This window comes from Beggiatoa alba B18LD (assembly GCF_000245015.1).
Lineage (GTDB): Bacteria > Pseudomonadota > Gammaproteobacteria > Beggiatoales > Beggiatoaceae > Beggiatoa > Beggiatoa alba.
In genome coordinates this window covers 2689844-2714467 of record NZ_JH600070.1, presented here as the reverse complement: position 1 = coordinate 2714467, position 24624 = coordinate 2689844, and the positions used below count along the sequence as shown (strand labels likewise).

Genomic DNA, 24624 nt, shown 5'->3' with positions numbered 1-24624 from the left:
TTGTTTTTATAACAGCTTAATGGTGTAGTCTTCAGGATTTAATCGTTGATTATCTAAATAAACCTGATGCCCTTGTAAGCATAAACGCCGTTTAGCAAACCAGTGAATGACTTGCGGGTAAAGTTGATGTTCTATTTGTAACACACGTTGTGCTAATTGTTCTTCTGTATCATCGTGATAGACAGGTACACGTCCTTGTAAAATCGTCGCGCCGCTGTCTAATTCTGGGGTAACAAAATGCACGGTCGCGCCGTGTTCTGTTACTCCAGCTTGTAAGGCTTGCCGATGGGTATGCAAGCCTTTAAAGGCAGGTAATAGGGACGGGTGAATATTAATTAAACGCCCTAAGTAATGTTGAATAAAAGCGGGGGTTAAAATCCGCATGAAACCCGCTAATACCACTAATTGTGCTTGATAGCGGTTGATACAGATTTGTAAGGCGGTATCAAACGTTGCACGGTCAGCAAATTGGGTATGGTCTATGATTTCACAGGGAATACCTGCTTGTTCTGCGTATGTTAAACCCTGCGCTTGTGGACGGTTGCTAATCACTGCGCGGATGTCCACTAACGGGTCTGCCGCGTCGATAATGGCTTTTAAATTACTGCCTCGTCCTGAGATTAAAATAACAACTGCCAATCGTTCCATTATGCGCCAGCATGTAAGATGATGCTGTTTGTAGCATCTTCAACTACTTCGCCAATATGCCACACGGTTTCCCCAGCATCGTGTAAGCATTGCATGGTGGCATCTAAATCCGCTGGCGCGACACAGACAACCATCCCAATACCGCAGTTAAACGTGCGATACATTTCATCGTCGGCGATATTGCCTTGTGTTTGTAGCCAATCGAAAACAGGCGGACGATGCCAACTTTTCGTATTAATCCGCGCACATAAGCCTGTGGGTAAAACACGTGGCACATTTCCTGTTAAGCCACCGCCTGTGATGTGGGCAAGCGCGTGAACGGGAATTTTTTCAAGCAGTTTTAAAATGGATTTTACATAAATACGGGTGGGTTCAAGCAGGGTATCGCCCAGTGTCCGCCCATAAAAGGCTTGATGGACATCGGCATTACTTAAGGTTAATAACTTACGCACTAAGGAGTAACCGTTAGAATGTACGCCACTAGAGGCAAGCCCTATCAGCGCGTCGCCTGCTTTCACTTGACTGCCGTCGATGATTTTTGATTTTTCCACCACTGCAACACAGAAGCCTGCTAAATCATAATCTTCACCGTGATACATGCCGGGCATTTCTGCGGTTTCACCCCCGACTAACGCAGCCCCTGCGAGTTCACAGCCTTTACCGATGCCACTAATCACACTGCTAGCAATTTCTACGTCTAACGCACCTGTTGCATAGTAGTCGAGGAAAAATAATGGTTCTGCACCAGAGGTTAGGACATCATTAACGCACATGGCAACTAAATCGATGCCAATTGTGTCGTGTTTACCTAACTGCATGGCGAGTTTTAATTTTGTTCCCACGCCGTCTGTACCAGAGACTAAGACAGGCTGGCGATAACGGTCTAAAGGGATTTCAAACAATGCGCCAAAACCGCCAATACCGCCCAGCATTTCGGGGCGATGTGTCCGACGGGCAATCGGTTTAATCCGTTCGACCAGTGCGTCGCCATTGTCTATGTCGACTCCTGCATCACGATAAGTTAAAGAAATTTGATTTTTCACGGTGTTTTATTGAACTGTGTAAATTTAAGAAAAGAGAATATCAGCGACATGACCTTGAAGTCACTTTAAACCGCTTCATCATGACTGATAACCATATCAATAATGGGTTGTTATTTAAAATGTTCTATCCATTTTTTGCGGATGACGGATTTTTGCAAGTCTTGCGCATGATTTGCGAGATAATAAATGTTTTACGAATTTCTTCAATTTATTTTAGTCGCTACGACGTTGGCTGTTTATGACGCATAACAAGCACTCAGTAATTTTAAGTATTGCAGGGATTTTCCTGTTTTTAATGATAATTTTATCTATTATTCATGGATTAACAAAATTAACACATCCTGTTTTAGCGGGGATATGTGCATGGTTAGCAGGCATTTTATTATTTAAACGGGTCTCGCGTCAGCAAAAATACCAAGTATGGATTATCTTCACGATAGGCTTATTGGGGATTATCTTTAGTCTTTCTCAAAATAATCAAGCGGTTTTAAGTGCTGCTATTTCTATTAATCAAGCGGTTTTAGCCATGTTAGCCTCCGTCGGCTTTTTGCGTTTAGTGACACAACCACGTTTACAAAAGCATGAAACCTTGCCTACGGGAAAATCGGCGTTATTACGGACTTTGTACGGTGTGCATCTCTTTGGCTTTTTTATCAATATGTCTGTCTTGGTGATTATGGGCGACCGTTTAGCCGCGCAACAGCATACCTTAAGCCGTCAACAAGCCATTATTTTATCGCGGGCTTTTGGCATGGCGGTGTTGTGGTCGCCCTTTTTTGCGGCGATGGCAGTCGTGTACTTATATATTCCGCATATCAATTTTTTATTACTGATGTTAATGGGTTTCCCATTGGCTTTGTGTGGCTTATGGTTGACAGGGCGAGCGTTAAACGGTGAAGCAGAAAGTGAGTCGTTCACTGGTTATCCCATGCATTTTGCCGCTTTGTGGATACCTTCCTTACTGGCGTTATGTGTGGTCATTACCCACTTTTTATTGCCACAAGTCCCTGTTTTAACGTTAATTACCCTATTGCCGTTGTTGCTGGTTTTTCTCGTGCTCAGTCTGCGTCATGGGGGGCGAAGCGCGTTCCAGCAGTTTTATACTCATATCACGCATGGTTTACCGACAATGTCAGGAGAATTACTGCTTTTTTTAGCGGCGGGCGTGATGGCTGCGGGCATTAGTGGCGTGTTACAAGTTTTAGCGATTCAGTTGCCATTAAGCCAGTTTGGTTTTATCGAAGCGAGTTTTTTACTAATCGTTATCCTATCGATTGCTTTTATTGGCGTACATCCTTTAATCAGCATTACCACCTTGAGCCCTTTATTTTTACCTATTCCGCACGACCCAAATTTATTAGGCATGACTTTTTTAATCGGCTGGGGTTTAGGGGTTTCAGGTACGCCTTTTTCTGCCATGCACTTGATGATGCAAGGTCGATTTCATTTAAATACTTATACAATGACACGCTGGAATATTGGATTTACGTTGAAAATGATAGGCTTATCACTATTCGTTTTGTATAGTTATGATTGGATAAACGGTTAGGAGAGGCAAGGAGGGAGTTTTTAAGCGGTTTGGGCGTGTGCAGTAACTCGTCCGCGTGCACCGTGAAAATATTCTTTCAGCCATGGGTGATCGATTTCTTGTAGCTTTCGAATTGGTTCAACGGCTAAAACTTTTTTATCCGCAAGCACGGCGATTTTATCCGTAACTTTCCATAAGGTATCTAAATCATGGGTGACAATGACGATAGTTAAGCCTAATAACTCTCGTAATTGTAAGACCATATCGTCTAATGCATCCGCGCCGACAGGGTCTAATCCTGCGGTAGGTTCATCTAAAAATAAAATTTTCGGGTCTAAAGCTAGCGCACGGGCGACAGCAGCGCGTTTTATCATTCCGCCACTCAATTGGCTGGGGTATTTATTGCCCGCGTGGGCGGGTAATCCTACTAATGCGATTTTATAAGCAACTAATTTTGCAATGGTCGTTTTGCTTAATTGTGTGTGTTCTTGTAGGGGAATTGCGATATTTTCCGCTACCGTCAATGAGCTAAATAATGCGCCGTTTTGGAACATCATGCCACATTCACGCCGTAACCACAGGGCTTGTCGGTCGCTTAAGCCTAAGACTTCTCGCCCTAACACTTTAATTGAGCCTGACACGGGTTTTTCTAGCAAAATAATTTCCCGTAATACCGTCGACTTTCCTGTACCGCTACCGCCAATAATTGCCACAATTTCCTGCGGATAAATACTCATATTCAGATTTTCATGGATGACCATTTTGCCGAATTGAGTCCGTAATTGATTAATTTCTATTGCGGGCGATAAAGACATAGCGTGAATCATTAAGGGGCGGTATGAATATAGGAATTTAGACTAATTCGGATTATTCGCGCAAGGGTTGCGTAAATGATTGTGACAGCGGTCTAAATAAACTTTTGCCGCATCATCTTGCTCATTAATGCTTAAAACCATTTCAAATAGTTGTTGTGCCAGTAAAAAGTTAGTTTGGTGATAGGATAAACAGGCTTGCTCAAATTGTGATAATGTTTGATTTTTCAGCGCAATTAAAGGCGGTAGGTCAGCATCATACACTTCATAAAGCGTCACTAGATTAGTTTTCCCTTTGACAATCACGCGGTCAAGTAAACGGATTTTATATTGTGTGGGGTCTTTGAGCTTTTGATAGGTTTGTTCAGTAATCAGTAAACACACTCCATAGGTTTTTGTCAGGCTTTCTGTTCTGGAGGCAAGATTGACCGCGTCAGAGATAACCGTACCATCCATGCGGCTTTGTCCACCCACTGTGCCAAGCATTAATAATCCTGTATGGATACCAATTCCAATGCGCAATTTAGGTCGCCCTGGTCTGCCACGAGTTTCGTTATATTGATTAAGCGTTTGGAGCATCTCGATAGCTGCTTGCAAGGCTTGGTCGGCATTTTTAGGAAAAAGTGCCATGATGGCATCACCAATATATTTATCGATAAAGCCTTGATGTTCACTAATAATTGGCTCCATACGGCTGAGGTAAGCATTGATAAAGTTAAAATTTTGTTGCGGGGTCATGGCTTCGGATAAAGAGGTAAAGCCACGAATATCTGAAAAAAGTACGCTCATTTCTCGTTCAGTATGGTCGCCTAGATTGACATCTATAATACTGGTTTTGTTGAGAAAACTTAAAAATTCATGGGGCACAAAGCGCGACATACTGGCTTCTAGTTTAGTGCGTTCGCTAATCAGTGCCATTAAAAATAAAGTGGTTAAACAGATAACGCCAATGAATGCTTGTAGCAATAATAAAGATTGATACAGTGAAGGCAGGACGAAAGGTCCAACGCGCATGATAGTGCCAAAAATGGCAATAACAGATAGGAGAAAAATCACGGTCATGGTTTCGCGTTGTCCAAAACGGAAAATTGACCAGATGATAAACGGCATCATTAAAAATGCCATTGGATAAGCCCGAATGCCTTCACTTAGCGGTTGACCAAAAATAAGCCATGCTGTTATGCCTAAACTGAAAAAAAGTGAAATTGCTTCAAATAGTTGGCTTCTAGTCCAATGAATATGCCATTCTTGATGCCACGTGATAATTAATGGTGCAACAACTAACACGCCAACAATGTCCGCAAGCCACCATGTCCACCAATTATTTAATAATGAACTTGCCTCGATAATGCCATAGAAATATAAAGCCGTATTGCCTACACTCGCACTAATCATGCTACTGAGCAATACCGCAAAAAAGATGAAAAAAATTACATTCTTAGTATATCCAAATAAATCCGCATTTTTCGCGTAACGCTTGATAAACCAGACGGCAATAAAAAGCGCGACAGCATTCCCTGTTGCTATCCACAATTGTTCATGACTAAATGACTCAAGAAAGAGCAAGTTTAATTCGCCTAACCAGACGCTAATTAAAAAACGATATCCCCAGATAAACATCACCGCAAAACCTAATCCTGCTACAGGCCAAATAGCGGTTACATCGCCCGTTGTACTGCCAAGTATGATACTCAGTTCACTGATGAGGTAGTAAACCACTGCAAATGAAAGAATATTGCCGATTTCTAATAGGCGATTGCGATTTTTACGGCTCAGTTTTTTAATCAAGGGAATGCGCAACATGAAGTTAAGGCTCTAGCGCGATATGAACTTTATCTCCTAAAAAACGCGGTTGGGTTTTTAAGAGATACAAATCGAGTACCGCTTTAAAACGAGCGAGATATTCGCGTAGCGGGGTTTTAATATCCATACTGGTGGGAACGTCTTGAGCGTTAAAACCAATGGCTTGTATGCCATAAAAATCGCTGATAAATAAAGCTCGTTGGTTATGGAAAGCTTGAGAAATGATAATAAAATCGTTTTGGGAAAAAACTTCCCGTGCACGAATAACAGAGTCTAGGGTACGAAATCCTGCATAATCAAGAGTCATAGCATTCTCAGGGATTCCTGCCTCTAGTAGTGCTTTTTGCATGTACAACGGTTCGTTATAGGAGGCTTTGCGGTTGTCACCACTGACAATAATATGTCGAATCTTGCCTGCACGATAGAGTTGTACGGTTGCCTCGATGCGATAGCGAAAATATAAATTTATTTGACCGTTCGCAATATACTTACTTGTCCCTAGTAATAACGCGACAGGTTTTATAGGGGTTGTCTGTATATCATTATATAACCTGTCATTTGTCGCTAATGTTATCCATTGGTCTATGAAAAAAATGATAATTCCTAATAAGCCTATGCTTAATAAGCCTACTTTAAAGCTGTAACGGGTGAACAGAAATAAACGTTTTAATGTCTTATCTGTACGCGATGATGAATAGAAAGAACTTAACATAGTGTGTGTGCGTTAAAAAACGCCATCAGTTAAATTAAGTAGATTAATGTTTGCAATAGTGAGTCGATATACATACTCATTACCTATAAACTTTCTTTATTAACATAAGGTTCAGGGATTACAAACAATAAGTTAAGATTTTATCTGTCATTCTGTAATCAATTTAAACCTTGTATAATGCATTAATATCCCTACTACCGCCTTATCGGTATCAACACATGCAAGTATCTTCCTCTCCCTTATCAATTTATCAACGCATTACCGCTAATTTAGATAAAGTAGTCAAAGGGCAACAAAATGCTATTCGTAAACTCGTAGCTGCCTTTGCCAGTGGTGGACATGTCTTGCTGGAAGATTTACCCGGTACAGGTAAAACAACTTTAGCCAAAGCCCTCGCGCAATCTTTACAACTCACCTTTCAACGTATTCAATTTACACCCGATTTATTACCCTCAGACATACTTGGCGTATCCATATTTGACCCGCGAGAACAATCTTTCCGCTTTCATAAAGGGCCTATTTTTACCGAAATTCTATTAGCCGATGAAATTAACCGCGCCTCACCACGAGCGCAATCGGCATTATTAGAAGCGATGGCAGAGCAACAAGTGAGTATAGAGGGAACACGCTATCCATTGGATGAATTATTTTTCGTGATAGCCACTCAAAACCCTATCGAGTTTCATGGCACTTATCCCTTGCCTGAAGCTCAAATGGACAGATTCGCCATGCGTTTTCAACTAGGCTATGTCAGTCTTGAGGATGAAGTTGCGATTTTAACGACCCATCGCACCGAACAACCGATGAATGAGATACAACCTTGCGTAACACGGGAAGAAGTACGTTTATTGCGTCAAGCGGTGCAAGCAGTACGTGTCAGTGAAGAATTAAAACAATATATCGTGCGCCTTGTCAGCACAACACGCGATTATGCAGGCGTACAAATGGGCGCAAGTCCTCGAGCCTCCTTATCCCTCATGAAAGTTGCTCAAGCCCTTGCCCTATTTGATGGGCTAGACTTTATAACACCAGCACACATCCAAGAAATTGCCGTTGTAGTTCTTGCCCACCGTCTAAAAATCGACTCACAAGCCCGTTTTTCAGGGGTAGAAGCGCAAAATGTAGTCACAAACATTTTACAAAACACCCCCGTTCCAGTGTAAACAATACATGATTAACTTTTAAGCTAAACAAATAGTTAAATGGGTAGCTTATTAAAACATCCACGAATAACCCGCAAAGACTCTCAAGGAATAATCCTTTTCTAACAAAGGACTATCCGCAATTTCATTTCCAAAGGCTTCATACTGAATCCCTGCGCTAATCCCCGAATGCGTCGTAAAAAAATAATTCGCCATAACGCCCACTGTCCCATTAAACCCTGCATCCCCCGTATATTGTGGACGGTCTAAACGTGCCTCTTCTGCCCGCACACCATAATAATAATCAACCAAATTCGCGCTTAACCACTTTAACCCCAATGTCGGCGTGACCCGCAAAACTGACTGACCCGTTCCCCCAAACACAAAATTATAACCAACCGACGCGCTAACCTCTTGCCCATCGTTATACCCTAACACATCTGATACCGCCGTCACATTGAAGAGAACCCGCCCAAACTGTGCATTTAACGCAAGCCCCACATCCATCGAATAATCACGGTCTTCCATTCCTTCAAAATAAACATTATCGCTTGCGTCATACCCCTCTAAACGCGGCTGCGCAATTATATCGATACTTCCCTCTAACTCATCGATAAGCTTGTAACCAACGGTAAACCCTTGTATATAAAACCTTTGATATTTAAGGTTTATCAAAGGAATAGGCAAAATAGTATCATCTTCCCCTTTATACGGCTCTGCTTTCCACAACACCCCCAATCCAAGGCTACCTTTCCACCCTGCCCCCCCCATCGGTGGCGCGGCATAAACAGGAACGACAACACACACAAGCCAGAATCCGACCAATAAATTACGCAATCTCATTTATTTTTATCTCCATAATAAACCCCTTAAACGCTTAGACTTCGCAACTTTTCAAAAAACTTAACAACTTGCGCATCTGTTGGGGTAGAGCGAGCTAATAAATAGCCATAAATTTCCATATCTTGCCACTCTAATATCGTTTCAAATAAGGCTTTTTCCTCAACAGACGCGCTCGGATAAGCCTGCTCAAGATAGCGAAAAAAAACAATATCCAACTCTTTCATCCCACGGCGACAACGCCATTTTAATTTAGACAACTCACTCATTAACTGACTCTCTCTAGCAAGATTAATTCACAATTGTTTTAACAGGATAGCACGCAATAAAAAAGCCGTTTATATCACTATAAACGGCTTTCTAACAGCTAAAAAACAAGCACGGTTTTTTTTAATTAAACCTTTCTATCAACCAATTTTTGCTTAATTGCCGTAATGGCTTTAGCAGGATTCAAGCCTTTCGGACATGTTTTTGCGCAGTTCATAATAGTATGACAACGATAAACACGGAAAGGGTCTTCTAAATCATCTAAACGCTCGCCTGTTGCTTCATCACGGCTATCAATAATCCAACGATACGCCTGTAATAAAATCGCAGGGCCTAAATACTGTTCACCATTCCACCAATAACTGGGGCAACTGGTAGAACAGCACGCACACAGAATACACTCATATAAACCATCTAACTTGGCACGTTCTTCTTTAGACTGTAAACGCTCGCGGTCTGGTGGGGGCGGAGTTTGAGTCTGCATCCAAGGTTTAATAGACGCATATTGTGCATAAAAATGGGTTAAATCAGGGACTAAATCCTTAATAACAGGCATATGTGGCAAGGGATGAATCACCACATCGCCCTTAATCTCACTGATAGCTTTCGTACATGCTAACGTATTAGACCCTTTACCGCCAAACTCTGCGCTATCGCCGATATTCATGGCACAAGAGCCACAAATCCCTTCACGGCAAGAACGACGGAACGTCATAGACGGGTCAATTTCATTCTTGATTTTAATCAATGCGTCCAAAATCATAGGACCACATTTATCTAAATCAATTTCATAAGTTTCCATATACGGATTTTCGCCCGTGTCTGGATTCCAACGGTAAATAACAAAACGTTTAACCCGTTTTGCATCCGTCACTGTATTAAAAGGTTTTTTCCCTTTTTTAACGACAGAATTCGCGGGAAGTTTAAACTCAGCCATTGCATACCTCGTTTCGGTTCTTCAATTACCCATTTATCAAACAGGTAGAAACTAAAATACATCACACAACAAGGGTGAAGTGACAGGAGAGCAATTGCTACTCCCGCCATCACACTGAATTAATACACCCGTTTCTTCGGCGCGACGTAGTCCATCTCATCGGTTAAGGTGTAGGTATGAACAGGACGATAATCGATGCTGGTATTTCCTTTATCATCCAACCATATCAATGTGTGTTTCATCCACTCGTCATCATTACGATCTGGATAATCTTCACGGGCATGTGCGCCACGGCTTTCAGTCCGATTCAAGGCAGCATTCATGGTGACGACGGCTTGACCGCGTAAGTTATCTAACTCTAAGGTTTCAATTAAATCAGAGTTCCACACTAAAGAACGGTCAGAGACTTTTACATCATCAAAAGCGTTATAAACTTCGGTAATCTTTTGAGAACCTTCACTTAAAGATTGACCTGTACGGAATACTGCTGCGTCATTCTGCATGACTTTTTGCATTTTTAAGCGCAAATCAGCGGTAGAAGAAGAACCTTTCGCATGACGTAATTTATCTAAACGGGCTAATGCGTTGTCGCCTGCATTTTTCGGTAAGGCTTTTTGCGTTTTCCAATCTTTGCTTAATTCTGCGCAACGTAAGGCAGCCGCACGACCGAAAACGACTAAGTCTAACAGAGAGTTAGACCCTAAACGGTTAGCACCATGTACAGACACACAAGCCGCTTCACCAATCGCCATTAAACCAGGGATAACACTATCAGGATTACCATTTTTCAGGGTGACAACTTCACCATGATAATTAGTCGGAATACCGCCCATGTTATAGTGAACTGTTGGCAATACAGGAATAGGCTCTTTACTAACATCAACGCCTGCAAAAATCCGTGCCGTTTCAGCAATACCGGGTAAGCGTTCATGAATCACTTCCGCGCCTAAATGCTCCAAGTGCAGATGAATATGATCATGACCTGAACCAACCCCGCGACCTTCACGAATTTCAATCGTCATAGAACGGCTGACCACATCACGAGATGCTAAATCCTTCGCATTCGGGGCATAACGTTCCATAAAACGCTCGCCTGAAGAGTTCGTTAAGAAACCACCTTCACCACGCACGCCTTCCGTAATCAAACAACCCGCGCCATAAATCCCTGTTGGGTGAAACTGCACAAACTCCATATCCTGCAATGCAATACCCGCCCGCAATGCCATCCCGCCACCGTCACCTGTACAGGTATGCGCAGAAGTTGCAGAAAAATACGCACGACCATAACCACCCGTTGCTAAAACAGTCATTTGCGCACGGAAACGATGGATAACCCCTTCAGCCATATCCAACGCCATCACACCACGACAAGCCCCAGACTCGTCCATGATTAAATCAAGGGCGAAAAATTCAATAAAAAACTCAGCTTGATGCTTTAAAGATTGCTGATAAAGCGTGTGCAACATCGCATGACCTGTACGGTCAGCGGCGGCACAAGTCCGCTGTGCAGTCCCTTCCCCAAAATTTGTGGTCATCCCACCGAAAGGACGCTGATAAATCTTCCCTTCTTCCGTCCGAGAAAAAGGCACACCATAATGCTCTAACTCAATAATCGCAGGCACGGCTTCACGACACATATACTCGATAGCATCTTGGTCGCCTAACCAATCAGACCCCTTAACGGTGTCATACATATGCCAACGCCAATCATCAGGTCCCATATTCCCCAAAGACGCACTAATGCCCCCTTGAGCAGCAACGGTATGGCTACGAGTTGGGAATACTTTTGTTAAACAAGCTGTTTTTAAGCCTTTTTCAGCCATCCCAAAGGTCGCACGTAAACCCGCGCCACCCGCACCGACCACTACGACATCGTAGGTATGATCAATAATTTTATAAGCTGTCGTAGTCAAGGTTAGCCTCCCAACGCAATCCGTAAAACGGCAACAACGCCCGCAACCGCAATAATGACGGCAAGGAATTTAATAATAATTAACATAATCAGCTTACTATACTCAACGTGGAAATAATCCTCGATGACAATTTGCAAGCCTAAAACCGCATGATAAACAGCGGATAAAATCAATAAAATTAACGTGACGGTGACAAAGGGAGATTTTACCCAAGCACTCACCACCGCAAAATCTTTACCTGCTAAAGAGATAATAGAGGCAACAAACCATAACAATAGCGGAATCAAAGCAATTGCAGAAAGCCGTTGAGAAATAAAATGCCCCGTCCCTTCTTTTGCTGACCCTAAGCCACGTACTCGCCCTAATGGTGTCTGTAAACGCATTCTTAACGTTCTCCTACAGAATAAAAGCTAACAACCAAGCTAAGCCTGTTAAAACGACGGTCACTAATAACACCAATTTTGCATTAGCTTCAGCGGTTTTAATCTCTAAGCCATGTCCCATGTCCCAAAACAGATGGCGAATCCCATTTGCTAAGTGATAGAACAAAGAAACAGACCAAGCGAACAACAAGAGCAAACCGATCCAAGAACCGATTAAACCTTGCGCAGTTTTATAGGATTCTTCACCCCCTGCAATGGCAGATAACCAATAAACCAGAGCAATAGTTCCCAAAGAAAGGAATACTCCCGTTGCACGGTGCACAATGGAGGTAAAAGACGTGAGTTGGGGTTTATAGATTTGCAGGTGAGGCGATAGAGGACGCTGATGCACGGGCATAACAAAACTTACCTCTTAGACAGGGTTAAACAAAAAAATGTTGCAGTACGGAAAAAATAAACTGCGAGTGAAGTCGAGCATTTTATGATAAAGATAAGGGAATATAAATAGTCATCATGAATTGATTTAATTGTTTCATGATGATTGCCGTTTTGTTGAAGCGTCATCCCATAATATTTATCACTAATAAATTAATATTTAAGGTTGATTTTTACTTCTTTAGAATTATATTGTGCGCAATCACGCGGAGACCCTCATCAAATTTATTGAGGTTATCCATATGCTAGAAATACTAATTGAAACACAAAAAAGATATAAAACCGCTAAAAAATTGTACTATATAGCGGAAAAATTTAGACGATTAAAGGATTTTGAATCAGCCTGTAAAGTAGCTAATCAAGCATTAACTTTATACTTAGACTGTAAACAGAGCAAAAAAAGATATAATCGGGTTATTGCGTTATTGAAACTCATAGAAGAGTGTCAACAACACATAATATTAACATTAAACAACTAAAAAACTTTCAGTATTTTATAATATCGTTATATTGAGGGTCGTACGTTAGCGTGAAAATACAAAAGCGCGTAATTTGAGTTACGCGCTTTTTTTATTTGCTCTATAACATCATTTTAAATGATCATGAAATATCAAGAATATTATTCAGAATAGTTGTAAAGTCCGTAGGAATATCATCAGCTTGTCCCCAGTGCATTACAACTTTTTTAATAACATCTGGTTTAGGTGGGTTTTGGTCTCTAATTGCCTTGTCATTATAATATTTAGCTATGAGTTTCGAAGTACTAATCCCAGATTCCCTATGATATTCAATATAGTTTTTGTTAATATCAATATTGGGTGTAAAACTTTTTAAAATATCGATTAAGAGCTCTGGCGCAATGTAATCCTCAAATTCTCCCTTTGGAAGTACATAACAATTATTTTTTAATAAGTTTTCTCTTTTTAAATCAGAAATAATTTTTTCCTTATCTTTATCACATATTAAATAAAAAGCACTGTTTGTATGTTTTAACATCACTAAACTAGTTTTTAAATTATTCTTTGAATATGGAATTAGCTTAATATTATGTTGTTCGATATTAACGCCAATAAATTCAAATAAGATTGGAAATGCAACTAACTCTGACTCTCCCTCAACTAAAACATAGACTTCCTTGAGAGGGTTAAGAGGTTTGTTTATAATTGAGTTATTTAACCAATAAATAGCATTACCTTGGGCGATTGCCTTTACTGACTCAATTGGGGACAGTATATATATTTGATTTTCTTTTTTATAACTAGCCTGTATGCCAACATTATATATTTTTTGAGTAGAAAATTCTTTTGCAAGAGCTCCATGAATAAACCCCATGATCGTAGAAAAATCGTTATAAATACAGAAAGTATTTTTTGTGTCTGACTCATAATTAATCAAAATAGCATGATTTTGGATAGTAATATTCAATATATTGAATTTCTTATTAAGATTAACTCCGTTTTTTAAAAAATGTTTTAGCGTATTTAAAACATTCTCTGTCCCACCTAGTTTTTTAAAAATACTATATTTTTTCATATATAAATAATCAGTTATCAAAAAAATACTAACTCCTGTTTTAACCCAAGTTCTGCAAAATTTTCTTCGCAAAATCTCACCAAACTTAGATTATGTCTATTAAACCTCTCACCACCACGTAGATGATCTATTAATTCAAGTTTTAGGAATTGGTTGTGACATATAGTAACCATACCATAAAGTGATTTAAATCTAGGACTGCCAGTCCTTCATGTCGTTTTATAATACGTTTACTATATCCATGTTTAAAGTAGGTTAGGCAAGCATTTTAACTCGTTACTAAACCTAAGTTTAGTCGTAAGCAACAACAAGCTATTTATAAATATCACCGCTTCAAGCAGTGTTATCCGTTTTTGTTTGATGGGTTGTAAAAATTTCGCCGAACTCAGGTTAAAAATAAATCTCGTTCTATTCAGCACTATCGTTCTTCTCTTTTTGGGTATAATCAGCTTTTACAGCATGTTGTGTTTGAACATAGCCTTGATTAGCCACTTTTTCATAATAAACGCCTAAATTAAATTGTGCTTTAGCATTTCCCTGTTTAGCCTCTCTTTTCCATTGTTTAAATAGGTTTTGCGTTACTTTAACTTCCTGTGTTTGTTCTTCTTTTTTTATCAACTCAATTGTAAATGTTTGACCGCTTGCAATAGGCTTTTTCCGACTAGGAGGAGTTTCCATTTATTTATCCTGTAGGGTGGATTATCCGCGTTTTTTATGGTTAGGGCTGTAGATTTTATTGTGCTTTAATCACTTTAAATACAATCTCACTCACTTGTTGATTAACCCATTCATTAGGATGTGCATCTACTTGGTTTACGACTAATTCAGCGGGCGTTTTTCCCGCAAATAATGTAGTGAGATTAATAGGGGTTGTGCCTTGTTCCTGAAAAAAAACAGCGACTTTATCCAAAATCGGTTTACTCTTTTCTAATGAAACCAAGTTTGGGAATAAAATCGGAATTAATGTAATTTGATGGGCTTTCGCATAATCAATAATACTTTTTAATTCCTGTTGATGAATTCCCCATGTTACAGGGTTTGTATAGTAGCCTTGCATTTTTTCCCAGTAAATCGATTCAGGTTGATTATTGTGAGAACGATACCATTGCCAATAAAAGTAATTGGCGAGATAAGACTGATTAACAATCCCTTGTAGATAACTGGGAACAGGTTGTAATAACTGTTGCCACCGAAATTGGCTATCCTCATTCAATTGGCTAGAGGCTTGGCGAATGTCATCAATAAAATAGGATAAAACAATAATATTAGGTTTATACGGATATTTAATAATCCCTTGATATTCATCAGGGGTACTCCAGCCAACTTGGGCAATATTTGCAACTAGCCAGCCTTTTCCAAGTTTTTCTTCTAATAAATTAGAAATACGGTTTTTGTAGTCTTTAATCCCTTGACCTGCAATGAAAGAGTCTCCAACAACAAAAACTACTTTATTGTTTTTAAGTTGCTCTAAGCTATAATTATCATCCCGATAACCCAGTGTGTTAATAGGTTGCCAGTAGGTATTAAACCAGCGTTTATTTGCTAGCGTAAAACTAAAGCTATCTGAGCGAACAATAAAGAGATAAGCCCCAATTTCTAAAAATAAAAGTACGAATGCAACAGTAAAAAATGATAGCGACGCATTGATAAGAGAATTTTTTAATTTTGATGGCTTTTTCCAATATTTTATGAAAATCAGTGATAATGTAAAAATACTGAGTATTAAACTCAAAAAAATTAAGCCATAAATCGCTAAGGGACTTAAAAAAGACATGAATATCCTCGGTATTTCAGCATATTACCATGATAGTGCTGCAACATTGGTGATGAATGGAGAAATCATTGCAGCAGTGCAAGAAGAACGTTTTACACGTAAAAAAAATGAAGCAGTATTTCCCGTGAATTCAATTCAATATTGTTTAGAGGCGGGAAATATTGCGTTTGGCAGTGTAGATTATGTCGTTTTTTATGACAAGCCTTTGCTGAAGTTTGAGCGTCTTTTAGAAACTTATTTAGCCTACGCGCCTCGGGGGTTTAAATCTTTTATACAGGCAATGCCAGTTTGGTTAAAAGAGAAGCTTTATTTAAAAGCTGTGTTGAAAAAGGAATTGGCGCAATTTTCTTGTGAAGGGCAAGAATTACCGAAGTTGTTATTTAATGAACATCATCAGTCTCACGCGGCGGCGGCATTTTTCCCCAGTCCTTTTCAGGAGGCGAGTATTTTATGTATCGATGGGGTGGGTGAATGGGCAACTACTTCGGTCTGGCAGGGGAAGGATAATCAGTTGATTCCGCAATGGGAGTCGCATTTTCCTCATTCATTGGGCTTGTTGTATTCTGCGTTTACTTATTACACGGGTTTTAAAGTTAATTCAGGGGAGTATAAATTAATGGGGCTTGCGCCATATGGACAGCCGCATTATGTGCAGAAAATTTTAGATAATCTTATTGATTTAAAAGAAGATGGTACGTTTAAATTGAACATGACGTATTTTAATTATCATGTGGGTTTAACCATGACTAGCCCAGCGTTTGATACTTTGTTCGGTGGTGTACCTCGTGTGCCTGAAAGTCCATTAACACAGCGAGAAATGGATATTGCGCGGTCTATTCAGGTTGTTTTGGAGGAGGCTGTATTGCGGTTAGCCCGCACAGTGCGCCAAGAATTGCCGTCTGAAAATCTTTGTTTAGCGGGTGGTGTGGCATTAAATTGTGTGGCAAATGGTAAAATTCTGAAAGAAAATATTTTTAAAAATATTTGGATTCAACCCGCTGCGGGTGATGCAGGGAGCGCGTTAGGGGCGGCGTTAAGCGTGTGGCATGAGTATTTAGATAAGCCACGACAGGCGCAGGTTGATGATGCGATGTGTGGCAGTTATTTAGGGCCAAAATTTTCTAATGCTGAAATTCAGGCTTATTTAGATTCTGTTGGAGCGGTATATGAGGTTGTAGAGGATAATCTTTTATTCTCACAAGTGGCAACGTTTTTAGCCTCAGAGGCAGTTATTGGGTGGTTTCAAGGACGCATGGAGTTTGGCCCTAGGGCTTTGGGCGGGCGTTCGATTTTGGGTGACCCACGTAGTGCAAAAATGCAGTCGGTTATGAACCTTAAAATTAAGTATCGGGAATCTTTCCGCCCGTTTGCGCCGTCGGTGTTAGCCGAAAAATCTAGTGAGTATTTTGATTTACCTGTTGCTAGTCCATATATGTTATTAGTCGCAGAGGTCAAGCCCGAATTGCGTTTACCAGAACGTCTTGAAGATGCAACGTTATTTGGGATTGAGCGCGTTAATTTACCGCGTTCTACATTGCCTGCTATTACGCATTTAGATTATTCAGCACGGGTACAAACAGTGCATCAGGAGACAAATCCGCGTTATTATGCTTTATTACAAGCCTTTGAAGCCTTAACGGGTTGTGCTGTTTTGGTGAATACTTCTTTTAATGTGCGAGGTGAACCGATTGTTGCGACACCTCAGCAAGCTTATGAGTGTTTTATGAAAACTGAAATGGATTATTTGGTTATTGAGAATTGTTTTTTAAAAAAATCGTTTCAGCCACAACATAATTTTAACAGCCTTAGTATAGAGTTAGATTAATTGTTATGCACAGCGTCAATACAGTTGTCGATAAGAAGGTATTACGGGAATTTGGTCTTGTGCTTGGCGGGGGAATTCTGGGTATTTTTGGGGTGTTATTCCCTTGGTTTTTGCATCATACCTTTTCGTTAGGATTTGGGTTGCTGGGAAGTGGTTTAATCATTCTTGCATTAGTGCTACCTGCGGTTTTAAAGCCCGTTTATATTGCGTGGAATCATTTAGGAAATCTCTTAGCGTGGGTTAATACGCGCTTGATTTTAGGATTGTTGTTTTTTTGTATCATTACGCCGTTAGGTATTATGATGCGTGTTTTAGGGGTAGGGTTATCCAAGCCTAGCTATCGTGTCAAAAAAACACACCGTTTACCAAATCACATGGAGCATCCTTTCTGATGTGGGACTTATTAAAAGATATTTATCTCTTTGTACGTGCGCGTAAAAAATTTTGGTTAATTCCCATCTTTTTGATTTTAGTTTTGTTAGGTGGTTTACTGGTCTTAACGCAAGGTTCAGTATTTACACCATTTATTTATACCCTTTTTTAACGCGAGTATGGCGAATTTCTTTTAAAAAGACAATAACTTGTCTGAATCAGAATTTTCAGAATTAACAGAATTTAAACCCCTTAAACCAAGAAATTAATACGAATCACGTTTTTTAATTCTGAAAATTCTGTGAATTCTGATTCAGACAAAAAAAGACCTGCTAGGCTTTGAAAATCTAGCAGGTCTCTGTTTTATTTTATAAATCTCGCCGAACTCAGGTTAAAAATAAATCTCGTTCTATTCAGCACTATCGTTCTTCTCTTTTTGGGTATCATCAGCTTCTACAGCATGTTGTGTTTCAACATAGCCTTGACTAGCCGCTTTTTCTAACCATTTAACTGCTTTTTCATGATTTTGGGCTACACCTTGCCCTAGCTCGTAACAAACCCCTAAATTATATTGTGCTTGAGCATCCCCTTGATTAGCGGCTTTTTCCTAACCATTCGAAAGCCTTTTCATAACAAAGTGCTACGCCTTTTCCTTCATGGTAACACTTTCCTAAAGCACGTTGTGCTGGAGCAAATCCTTTCTTTGTTGCTTTTTCAAACCATTCAAAGGCTTTTTCATCATTTTGAGCGATGCCTTGTCCCCTGTCATAACAAATCCCTAGATTATATTGTGCTAGGAAAAGTCCTTGATTAGCAGATTTTTGAAACCATTCAAAGGCTTTTTCATAACTTTGGGCTACGCCTTTTCCCATGACATAACAAAGCCCTAGATTATATTGAGCTTGAGCGTTTCCCTGTTTAGCAAGTTTTTCTAACTGCTTAAATAGTTTAGGTGTAACTTCAACTTCCTGTGTTTGTTTTTCTTTTTTTATCTCTCCAATTGCAAACGTTTGACTACTTGCAATCGGCTTTTTACGACTAGGTGGTGTTTCCATATGGCTCATGTTCTATCCCTCCCGCCACCACGCCGATAATCGATTAATCCATGTTTTCGGCATTGGTTGCATCATATCCATGTTTAAAGTCGGTTGGGCGAGGATGACGGATATATTGTCTTCTCCGCCGAGTTTATTGGCGCGTTCAACTAGAGCAATAGATTTTTGTTCTAGGCTGATGTCTCGCATTAGAATTTTTTGCATAACTTCGTCGTCTAGCATGTCGTTTAAGCCATCTGAACAGAGTAGGTAGATGTCGTGGGATTGTATGAGGTGTTCTGTCACGTCCACCGCAACCGTGTCGCCAACGCCTAGGGCGCGGGTAACGAGGTTTTTATTGGGAGAATAGCGGGCTTGTTCGCGGGTGTAGAATCCGCAGTCGATGAGTTCTTGTAGGACGGAATGGTCTGTGGTGAGTTGGGTGAATTCTGAACCGCGTAAACGGTATAAACGCGAGTCGCCAACGTGGGCGATGCTGATAAAAGTCGGTTGAAATACAGCCGCTACAACGGTTGTGCCCATGCCTCGATATTCTTGTTGTTCTTCGGCACTGTGGAATATGAGTTGATTGGCTTTGAGGATGGCTTTTTCTAACAGGGCAGAAATGCGGTGTTGTCCGTTGTTGGTGATGGTTTGTTGTTGTTCTGGGCTGAGTTGGCTGATTTCGTTAATCATTTCTTGCATGATGGTTTTAACTGCGAGCGCGCTGGCAACTTCGCCCGCTTGATATCCGCCCATGCCGTCTGCGAGGATGACAATGCCTAAATCGGCATTGCTGTCGATGCAGTCTTCGTTGTGTTCTCGAACAAGCCCTGTGTCTGTGTGTGAGGCAATTTCTAGGCGCATGATGTTACCTTGCAGTCACGTAGCGCGGCGGCAAATTCTGCGCCTGTTTGAAAGCGGTCTTCGGGGTCTTTGGCGAGGGCTTTGTTGATGAGGTCTTGTAAGCAAGTGGGGATATCAGGTCGTAGCATGGATAAATCGGGGTGTGGTTCGGTGGTTATTTTATACATCAGGGTTGCCATCGAGTCTGCTTGAAATGGTAACACGCTTGTTAGGAGTTGGTAGAGTAGTATGCCTAGCGAGAATAAGTCCGAGCGACCGTCCACCATTTTACCCGCTAATTGTTCGGGTGACATATAGGAGGGTGTTCCTAAAATAATACCTGTTTTTGTTCGTTTTGCATCTGTAATCCGTGCAATTCCAAAGTCGGTAATTTTAATTTTTTTGGTCGCAGGGTTATACATGATGTTGGCGGGTTTGATGTCGCGGTGGATAACGCCTTGGTTGTGGGCGTAGTTTAGGGCGGTCGCGGCTTGATAGCCAATGTCGATGATATCGGCAATGGGTAGGCGTTGTTCGGTTTTGGTGTAGGGGGTGAGGTTGCCCCCTTTGAAGAATTCCATGGAGATGTAGGCTAGGTTGTATTCTTCGCCTGCGTCGTAAATGGCTACGATGTGTTCGTGTTTTAAGCGTCCTGCGGCGGTGGCTTCGCGGAAAAAGCGGGCGGTGGCTTCGGGCAGGTCTTCGGCTTCGAATTCTTGGGAGAGGGGGAGGGTTTTGATGGCAACCAAGCGATTGAGTTTGGGGTCTTTGCCGAGGTAAACCACGCCCATCGCGCCTTTGCCGAGTTGGCGTTCTACTTGGTAGCGTCCAAGTTGGGGTTTTTCGCCACTTTCGTCTTGTAGCCAGTCGTCAAGGTGGTTATTTGTGCCTCGTAGGCGGGGTTTACGGGTGCTTTGTAGGCGTTCTAAACGGCGTTCGGTGTCGCGGAAGTTGGGGGCGTGGCTCAGAATGTAGCGATAGACGGCGGCAGCGTGGCGGGCTTGGCGACGGCGTTCATAATCTAGGGCAAGGTTGTAGAGTAGTCCTAATATGCCTTCATCTGTAGGGCAGAGGCGGAATTTTTCGAATGCCATGTCGAGCTGTCCTTGTCCTTGGAAAGCAAGCCCTAGCAGTCGGTTGCTTTCGACGGCGTTGGGTAGCATACGAAATACGTCTTGATACGCCATAATGCCTCGTTTACTGGTCAGTAGGAGGTGTCCTAAGCTCAGGAGGAGCAGTGGGAGTGTGCAGGAGATGGAGAGTCCTAACCGTAGTAAGCCGAAATATAGCACAAGCAGGGTAATAAAGCTGATAAAGCTGATTAATAACGCAATTTTTGGCTTTAAATGGGGCAGTATCAGGCAGAGATAAATCAGTATCAGGAGGAAAAGTGCGGTTTGTAGTCCTACTGCCCAGTGAGGGGTAATGAGGTAGTTTTGATTGAGTAGGCTACTGACGCTGTGGGCGATGGTGAGGATGGGGGGCATTTCTCCAATAGGTGTCATTTGGCGCGTGCTGTAGTTGGGTGCGGTCATGCCTATTAAGACAACTTTATCGCGGTATTTTTCGGGGGAAATATTGCCACGGAGGACATCAACGAAGCTGTCGAGGGTAAATGCTGATTGTCTCGCAATTTCATGTTCATGGTAGAAAATGGGTTGTATGTTTAGATTTGCATCGGTATTGATACGTAACGCGCCTAAACGCACGCCTTGTCCTAAACGGATTTCGATATCTTGTAAATTAACTCGTAAATGTTTGGCAGCAAGGAGGAGCGGTAAACTGGGTAGATAGAGTTGTTGGTATTGAGTAACAAGCGGGACGCGGTTATCCAGTAAAAGTAGGTCGGGCAATACGCTGGTATTTTCGTTAAACCGTTCAAGTGGTGAGCGAATGGTGTTAATACTCAGTGGTTGTGGTGATGGGCGTGCGGTGTCAAAGCGTTCACTGATATTGGTTAAGCGGTTTCGAGTGATGCTGTCGGGTAGGTCTGACTGGGGTAATAGTGGTTCACCCAGCGTAAAAGGAACGGCAAAAACCCATTTGCCTGATTTTTTTAAACGCTCGGCAAAAATGCCATCGGCATCGAGTTCTGAATAAGCAGCGTTGAGTTTGTCTTCTAGGGTTGTGAGGATGTTGGGTAATTCTGTCCAAAGTTTTGCAGATTGTGCAAAGTCGTTTAATTCGGCGAGGCTGTCGCGCTCGCTGGCACGGTTACGACGGACTTTCGTCACGGTGGCAATTAAGGTATTGAGTTTTGCAAGTTCTGTGGGGAGTTGGTTAATAGCGGGTGATTCGCTGTAAAAGCGAATGAGCTCGGCAAGCCGTTCTGTGCCTGCATCTTGTTGGGGTTTGGAAAAATCGAGATTAGTGGCGATAACATCAGCATAAGGTTGGAGAATATCCAGCAGTTGTGCATAAGTTGTGCGTGACCATTGCCCCGCGCCGAGTTGTTCTAAACTGTTGGTATCAATGGCAATAACCGCGACTTTATCATTGGTGTGTTGGCTGGTATAACGCATGCCATTGGCGTAAAGGATATTTTCTAACGGTTGTAAAAATCCAAATTGTGCTAGTCCTAATAAACACACCGCGACCAATACGCCGATAATCCAGTCATTCATAGCTAGTTTTTCTTTGAAAGTGGTCATGCTCTTATCGGTATTAACTTTAAAAACAATGTAGTATGCCTATTTTTAGCAAGGCTAATCTGATTGTTTTTAAATCCGCAAGATATATGCCAGTGAATGGTGACGTAAAGTCATGCACTGCAACTATTTGATAAACTACCTATATTGAGTATTCAGGTGCGTTTATAACACCTTTAAAGTTTGTAGAATAATTTTGATATCAACCCATAATGACCGTTCACGGACATATTGTTGTTGATAAGCTAACTTAATCGGTAATATCTCTTGTATATAGGTTTTTTCGGGATTGTCTGAAGTAGCAAGCAATTCGCCTTCATGCCGAAATGCTATCGACGCATAATCGGTAATACCACATGGCACGGATAAGACTTCTGCTTTAACTGCCTCTGGGTAATGTGCAACATAGTCAGGCACTTCAGGACGAGGGCCTACAAGACTCATATCACCAATTAAGACATTAAAGAGTTGCGGTAATTCATCTAATTTATAACGGCGTAAAAACATCCCTGCGCGGGTAATGCGTTTATCCGTGGTTGCGGTAATTTTTAAGCCCGTATTGGCGTGCATGGTGCGAAATTTAAAAATTTTAAATAAGCGTCCCCCTTGCCCGACACGGGTTTGTAAAAAGAAGATAGACCCCTGACTGTCTAGCTTTATCCAAATAGCCAAACTGAGCAGTAAAGGGCTTAATAAAATAATCGCGGGAATCACACAGCATAAATCGAATCCGCGTTTTACCCTCATCGCAACGCTCCTGTTAAAATTCGCCGTGTTGCGTTAATCACCCGTTCGACTTGCGCATCGGTCATATCGGGATAAATCGGCAAGCTGACAGCCCGCTGATACACATCATAAGCAATCGGAAAATCTTCAGGTTCAAAGCCATAGCGTTCTTTCCAATACGGTTGAATATGCAAGGGAATAAAATGCACGCTCGTTCCGATTCGCTCCATTTTCATCCGCTCAATGAACAAGTTACGGTCTATCTTTAACGCTTCTAAGGTTAATTGAATTACATATAAATGCCATGCGTGAACGTTATCAGGTGCGACATAAGGCGTGGTGAGCGGTAAACCTTGCAACCCTTCCGTATATTGCTTGGCAATCGCTTCACGACGTTGGCGTAAGGCTTCCGCTTTGCGTAATTGATGAATGCCCATTGCAGAGGCAATATCACTCATATTGTATTTAAAGCCAGGCGCGACAACTTCATAATACCAACTTGGCAAAGAAGAACTAGAACGGTCAAATGCATCACGACTAATACCATGCAAACGCATTATTTTCATCCGTTTAGCATACTCAGGATTCGCCGTAACTATCATTCCACCCTCGCCCGTTGTCACGGTTTTAGTCGCATAAAAACTGTAAGCGGTGACATCACCAAATTGTCCGATTAATCGCCCTTTATACTGACTCGGCAACGCATGAGCAGCATCTTCCACCACTTTTAATTGATACTGTTTCGCTAAGGCTAAAATCGTATCCATCTCGCAGGCTTGACCCGCAAAATGCACAGGCGAAATCACTTTAATTCCTGTTGTAGTAGCCAAAGCGTGGGCGAGTTTTTTTGTATCAATATTAAAAGTTTGGCGGTCAATATCAACAAAAATAGGGTCAGCCCCTAAATAGCGGGCGACTTCAGCTGTTGCCGTAAAGGTATAAGGCGACGTGATAATTTTATCGCCCGCACCGACACCAATAGCTTCTAAGGCTAAATGCAAGCCCGCAGTCGCAGAATTAACGGTTAAAGCGTAAGGCATTCCAACATAAGTAGAAAATTCTTGTTCAAACTGTTGCGTTTTCGGGCCCGCAGTTAACCAACCCGAACGTAAGGTATTGACAACTTCATTAATTTCTTCTTCACCAATACACGGCACAGCAAAAGGCAAAAACGCTTCATTCACTGCAAATTACTCCTAAAACAGAGGGCAAATAGTCATATTATAACCATAAGTTAGCCCGTTAAGGGATGTAAACACATCCTCGTAAAATACCCCTTAAAAACAAGCTCGCACTATCAACAGCATTAAACAAGAGTTGTGGTAAAGTATGCTTTATTCTAGCTATCGCTGATAGGAAATATCGGCGCATAAGCGGACAGATTTTTTTAAATTCACCCGTTA

The 24624-nt window shown here is 41.4% G+C and carries 24 protein-coding genes and 1 pseudogene; 5 read left to right on the top strand and 20 right to left on the bottom strand.

The window, feature by feature from the left end; genetic code table 11:
• Positions 1-6: 6 nt before the first annotated feature.
• Both purN and purM read right to left on the bottom strand, forming a co-directional pair.
• Positions 7-648 carry a phosphoribosylglycinamide formyltransferase gene (gene purN, locus BEGALDRAFT_RS11125; RefSeq protein WP_002690032.1) on the bottom strand — a complete coding sequence of 214 codons (642 nt, stop codon included), beginning with the start codon at positions 646-648 and terminating at the stop codon, positions 7-9.
• Positions 648-1691, bottom strand: coding sequence for a phosphoribosylformylglycinamidine cyclo-ligase (purM, locus tag BEGALDRAFT_RS11120; protein WP_002690030.1), 1044 nt, complete (start codon positions 1689-1691; stop codon positions 648-650). Before purM ends, purN begins: the two co-directional genes overlap by 1 nt.
• Before the next feature lie 295 nt (positions 1692-1986).
• On the opposite strand from purM, the gene BEGALDRAFT_RS11115 reads away from it, so the two are divergent.
• Positions 1987-3240: a hypothetical protein gene (locus tag BEGALDRAFT_RS11115; RefSeq protein WP_157237579.1), complete on the top strand. Its 1254-nt coding sequence runs from the start codon at positions 1987-1989 to the stop codon at positions 3238-3240.
• Positions 3241-3260: 20 nt separating this feature from the next.
• On the opposite strand, the gene BEGALDRAFT_RS11110 is transcribed toward BEGALDRAFT_RS11115, so the two are convergent.
• From BEGALDRAFT_RS11110 to BEGALDRAFT_RS11100, 3 genes are read right to left on the bottom strand one after another with little or no spacing between them, the layout of a single operon-like run.
• Positions 3261-4034, bottom strand: a complete 774-nt coding sequence (locus BEGALDRAFT_RS11110; RefSeq protein ID WP_198284636.1) for an ABC transporter ATP-binding protein — start codon at positions 4032-4034, stop codon at positions 3261-3263.
• 42 nt (positions 4035-4076) lie between these two features.
• Positions 4077-5834, bottom strand: coding sequence for an adenylate/guanylate cyclase domain-containing protein (locus BEGALDRAFT_RS18275; RefSeq protein WP_002690024.1), 1758 nt, complete (start codon positions 5832-5834; stop codon positions 4077-4079).
• 4 nt (positions 5835-5838) lie between these two features.
• A complete protein-coding gene (locus tag BEGALDRAFT_RS11100; RefSeq protein WP_002690022.1) occupies positions 5839-6546 on the bottom strand; it encodes a SanA/YdcF family protein in 708 nt (235 codons plus the stop codon).
• Positions 6547-6764: 218 nt separating this feature from the next.
• Between BEGALDRAFT_RS11100 and BEGALDRAFT_RS11095 the strand changes: the two genes are divergently transcribed.
• Entirely contained in the window at positions 6765-7709 is a 945-nt protein-coding gene (locus tag BEGALDRAFT_RS11095; RefSeq protein WP_002690020.1) for an AAA family ATPase, read from the top strand.
• Between the two features lie 51 nt (positions 7710-7760).
• On the opposite strand, the gene BEGALDRAFT_RS11090 is transcribed toward BEGALDRAFT_RS11095, so the two are convergent.
• The 9 genes from BEGALDRAFT_RS11090 to BEGALDRAFT_RS11045 all read right to left on the bottom strand — a co-directional run bounded on the left by BEGALDRAFT_RS11090 (position 7761) and on the right by BEGALDRAFT_RS11045 (position 15770).
• A complete protein-coding gene (locus BEGALDRAFT_RS11090; RefSeq protein WP_002690018.1) occupies positions 7761-8531 on the bottom strand; it encodes a MipA/OmpV family protein in 771 nt (256 codons plus the stop codon).
• A 26-nt stretch (positions 8532-8557) separates the two neighbouring features.
• On the bottom strand, positions 8558-8797 hold the full coding sequence (locus BEGALDRAFT_RS11085) for an FAD assembly factor SdhE (protein ID WP_002690013.1): 240 nt from the start codon (positions 8795-8797) through the stop codon (positions 8558-8560).
• 125 nt (positions 8798-8922) lie between these two features.
• Positions 8923-9732 carry a succinate dehydrogenase iron-sulfur subunit gene (locus BEGALDRAFT_RS11080; RefSeq protein WP_002690012.1) on the bottom strand — a complete coding sequence of 270 codons (810 nt, stop codon included), beginning with the start codon at positions 9730-9732 and terminating at the stop codon, positions 8923-8925.
• A gap of 119 nt (positions 9733-9851) precedes the next feature.
• Entirely contained in the window at positions 9852-11645 is a 1794-nt protein-coding gene (gene sdhA / locus BEGALDRAFT_RS11075) for a succinate dehydrogenase flavoprotein subunit (protein WP_002690011.1), read from the bottom strand.
• Between the two features lie 2 nt (positions 11646-11647).
• Entirely contained in the window at positions 11648-12028 is a 381-nt protein-coding gene (gene sdhD, locus BEGALDRAFT_RS11070; RefSeq protein WP_002690010.1) for a succinate dehydrogenase, hydrophobic membrane anchor protein, read from the bottom strand.
• Between the two features lie 13 nt (positions 12029-12041).
• Complete coding sequence (gene sdhC, locus BEGALDRAFT_RS11065) at positions 12042-12425, bottom strand: succinate dehydrogenase, cytochrome b556 subunit (protein ID WP_002690009.1); 384 nt, start codon at positions 12423-12425, stop codon at positions 12042-12044.
• A 638-nt stretch (positions 12426-13063) separates the two neighbouring features.
• Positions 13064-13996: a TOPRIM nucleotidyl transferase/hydrolase domain-containing protein gene (locus tag BEGALDRAFT_RS11055; protein ID WP_002690006.1), complete on the bottom strand. Its 933-nt coding sequence runs from the start codon at positions 13994-13996 to the stop codon at positions 13064-13066.
• 408 nt (positions 13997-14404) lie between these two features.
• Positions 14405-14674 (bottom strand): hypothetical protein, encoded by a 270-nt coding sequence (locus BEGALDRAFT_RS11050; protein WP_040294944.1) that lies wholly within the window; start codon positions 14672-14674, stop codon positions 14405-14407.
• A 55-nt stretch (positions 14675-14729) separates the two neighbouring features.
• Positions 14730-15770, bottom strand: coding sequence for a hypothetical protein (locus BEGALDRAFT_RS11045; protein WP_040294943.1), 1041 nt, complete (start codon positions 15768-15770; stop codon positions 14730-14732).
• Here BEGALDRAFT_RS11045 and BEGALDRAFT_RS11040 point away from each other — a divergent pair.
• The 3 genes from BEGALDRAFT_RS11040 to BEGALDRAFT_RS19410 are packed head-to-tail and all read left to right on the top strand — an operon-like array spanning position 15769 to position 18139.
• A complete protein-coding gene (locus BEGALDRAFT_RS11040; RefSeq protein WP_002690002.1) occupies positions 15769-17595 on the top strand; it encodes a carbamoyltransferase family protein in 1827 nt (608 codons plus the stop codon). The two genes, BEGALDRAFT_RS11045 and BEGALDRAFT_RS11040, sit on opposite strands and share 2 nt — an antisense overlap.
• 5 nt (positions 17596-17600) lie before the next feature.
• On the top strand, positions 17601-17987 hold the full coding sequence (locus BEGALDRAFT_RS11035) for an SxtJ family membrane protein (protein ID WP_002689998.1): 387 nt from the start codon (positions 17601-17603) through the stop codon (positions 17985-17987).
• Entirely contained in the window at positions 17987-18139 is a 153-nt protein-coding gene (locus BEGALDRAFT_RS19410) for a DUF5989 family protein (protein WP_002689997.1), read from the top strand. Before BEGALDRAFT_RS11035 ends, BEGALDRAFT_RS19410 begins: the two co-directional genes overlap by 1 nt.
• Positions 18140-18376: 237 nt before the next feature.
• On the opposite strand, the pseudogene BEGALDRAFT_RS18800 reads toward BEGALDRAFT_RS19410, so the two are convergent.
• From BEGALDRAFT_RS18800 to BEGALDRAFT_RS11010, 6 genes and pseudogenes are all read right to left on the bottom strand, one after another.
• Positions 18377-18538: pseudogene (locus BEGALDRAFT_RS18800) on the bottom strand (SEL1-like repeat protein); the annotation flags it as partial.
• 22 nt (positions 18539-18560) lie between these two features.
• Complete coding sequence (locus BEGALDRAFT_RS11030) at positions 18561-19031, bottom strand: tetratricopeptide repeat protein (protein ID WP_050978438.1); 471 nt, start codon at positions 19029-19031, stop codon at positions 18561-18563.
• A gap of 3 nt (positions 19032-19034) precedes the next feature.
• A complete protein-coding gene (locus BEGALDRAFT_RS11025; protein WP_002689995.1) occupies positions 19035-19868 on the bottom strand; it encodes a Stp1/IreP family PP2C-type Ser/Thr phosphatase in 834 nt (277 codons plus the stop codon).
• Positions 19859-22498, bottom strand: coding sequence for a serine/threonine-protein kinase (locus BEGALDRAFT_RS11020; RefSeq protein ID WP_002689993.1), 2640 nt, complete (start codon positions 22496-22498; stop codon positions 19859-19861). The genes BEGALDRAFT_RS11025 and BEGALDRAFT_RS11020 overlap by 10 nt, the downstream gene beginning before the upstream one ends.
• Positions 22499-22660: 162 nt before the next feature.
• A complete protein-coding gene (locus tag BEGALDRAFT_RS11015; protein ID WP_002689992.1) occupies positions 22661-23242 on the bottom strand; it encodes a sugar transferase in 582 nt (193 codons plus the stop codon).
• Positions 23239-24405, bottom strand: a complete 1167-nt coding sequence (locus BEGALDRAFT_RS11010) for a DegT/DnrJ/EryC1/StrS family aminotransferase (RefSeq protein ID WP_002689990.1) — start codon at positions 24403-24405, stop codon at positions 23239-23241. Before BEGALDRAFT_RS11010 ends, BEGALDRAFT_RS11015 begins: the two co-directional genes overlap by 4 nt.
• Positions 24406-24624: the final 219 nt, after the last annotated feature.

Bases quoted from the DNA above. Each gene is read 5' to 3' on its own strand.
- purN (WP_002690032.1), bottom strand. From the start codon at position 648: ATGGAACGATTGGCAGTTGTTATTTTAATCTCAGGACGAGGCAGTAAT.
- BEGALDRAFT_RS11115 (WP_157237579.1), top strand. From the start codon at position 1,987: ATGATAATTTTATCTATTATTCATGGATTAACAAAATTAACACATCCT.
- BEGALDRAFT_RS11110 (WP_198284636.1), bottom strand. From the start codon at position 4,034: ATGTCTTTATCGCCCGCAATAGAAATTAATCAATTACGGACTCAATTC.
- BEGALDRAFT_RS18275 (WP_002690024.1), bottom strand. From the start codon at position 5,834: ATGTTGCGCATTCCCTTGATTAAAAAACTGAGCCGTAAAAATCGCAAT.
- BEGALDRAFT_RS11100 (WP_002690022.1), bottom strand. From the start codon at position 6,546: ATGTTAAGTTCTTTCTATTCATCATCGCGTACAGATAAGACATTAAAA.
- BEGALDRAFT_RS11095 (WP_002690020.1), top strand. From the start codon at position 6,765: ATGCAAGTATCTTCCTCTCCCTTATCAATTTATCAACGCATTACCGCT.
- BEGALDRAFT_RS11090 (WP_002690018.1), bottom strand. From the start codon at position 8,531: ATGAGATTGCGTAATTTATTGGTCGGATTCTGGCTTGTGTGTGTTGTC.
- BEGALDRAFT_RS11085 (WP_002690013.1), bottom strand. From the start codon at position 8,797: ATGAGTGAGTTGTCTAAATTAAAATGGCGTTGTCGCCGTGGGATGAAA.
- BEGALDRAFT_RS11080 (WP_002690012.1), bottom strand. From the start codon at position 9,732: ATGGCTGAGTTTAAACTTCCCGCGAATTCTGTCGTTAAAAAAGGGAAA.
- sdhD (WP_002690010.1), bottom strand. From the start codon at position 12,028: ATGCGTTTACAGACACCATTAGGGCGAGTACGTGGCTTAGGGTCAGCA.
- sdhC (WP_002690009.1), bottom strand. From the start codon at position 12,425: ATGCCCGTGCATCAGCGTCCTCTATCGCCTCACCTGCAAATCTATAAA.
- BEGALDRAFT_RS11055 (WP_002690006.1), bottom strand. From the start codon at position 13,996: ATGAAAAAATATAGTATTTTTAAAAAACTAGGTGGGACAGAGAATGTT.
- BEGALDRAFT_RS11050 (WP_040294944.1), bottom strand. From the start codon at position 14,674: ATGGAAACTCCTCCTAGTCGGAAAAAGCCTATTGCAAGCGGTCAAACA.
- BEGALDRAFT_RS11040 (WP_002690002.1), top strand. From the start codon at position 15,769: ATGAATATCCTCGGTATTTCAGCATATTACCATGATAGTGCTGCAACA.
- BEGALDRAFT_RS11045 (WP_040294943.1), bottom strand. From the start codon at position 15,770: ATGTCTTTTTTAAGTCCCTTAGCGATTTATGGCTTAATTTTTTTGAGT.
- BEGALDRAFT_RS11035 (WP_002689998.1), top strand. From the start codon at position 17,601: ATGCACAGCGTCAATACAGTTGTCGATAAGAAGGTATTACGGGAATTT.
- BEGALDRAFT_RS19410 (WP_002689997.1), top strand. From the start codon at position 17,987: ATGTGGGACTTATTAAAAGATATTTATCTCTTTGTACGTGCGCGTAAA.
- BEGALDRAFT_RS11030 (WP_050978438.1), bottom strand. From the start codon at position 19,031: ATGAGCCATATGGAAACACCACCTAGTCGTAAAAAGCCGATTGCAAGT.
- BEGALDRAFT_RS11025 (WP_002689995.1), bottom strand. From the start codon at position 19,868: ATGCGCCTAGAAATTGCCTCACACACAGACACAGGGCTTGTTCGAGAA.
- BEGALDRAFT_RS11020 (WP_002689993.1), bottom strand. From the start codon at position 22,498: ATGACCACTTTCAAAGAAAAACTAGCTATGAATGACTGGATTATCGGC.
- BEGALDRAFT_RS11015 (WP_002689992.1), bottom strand. From the start codon at position 23,242: ATGAGGGTAAAACGCGGATTCGATTTATGCTGTGTGATTCCCGCGATT.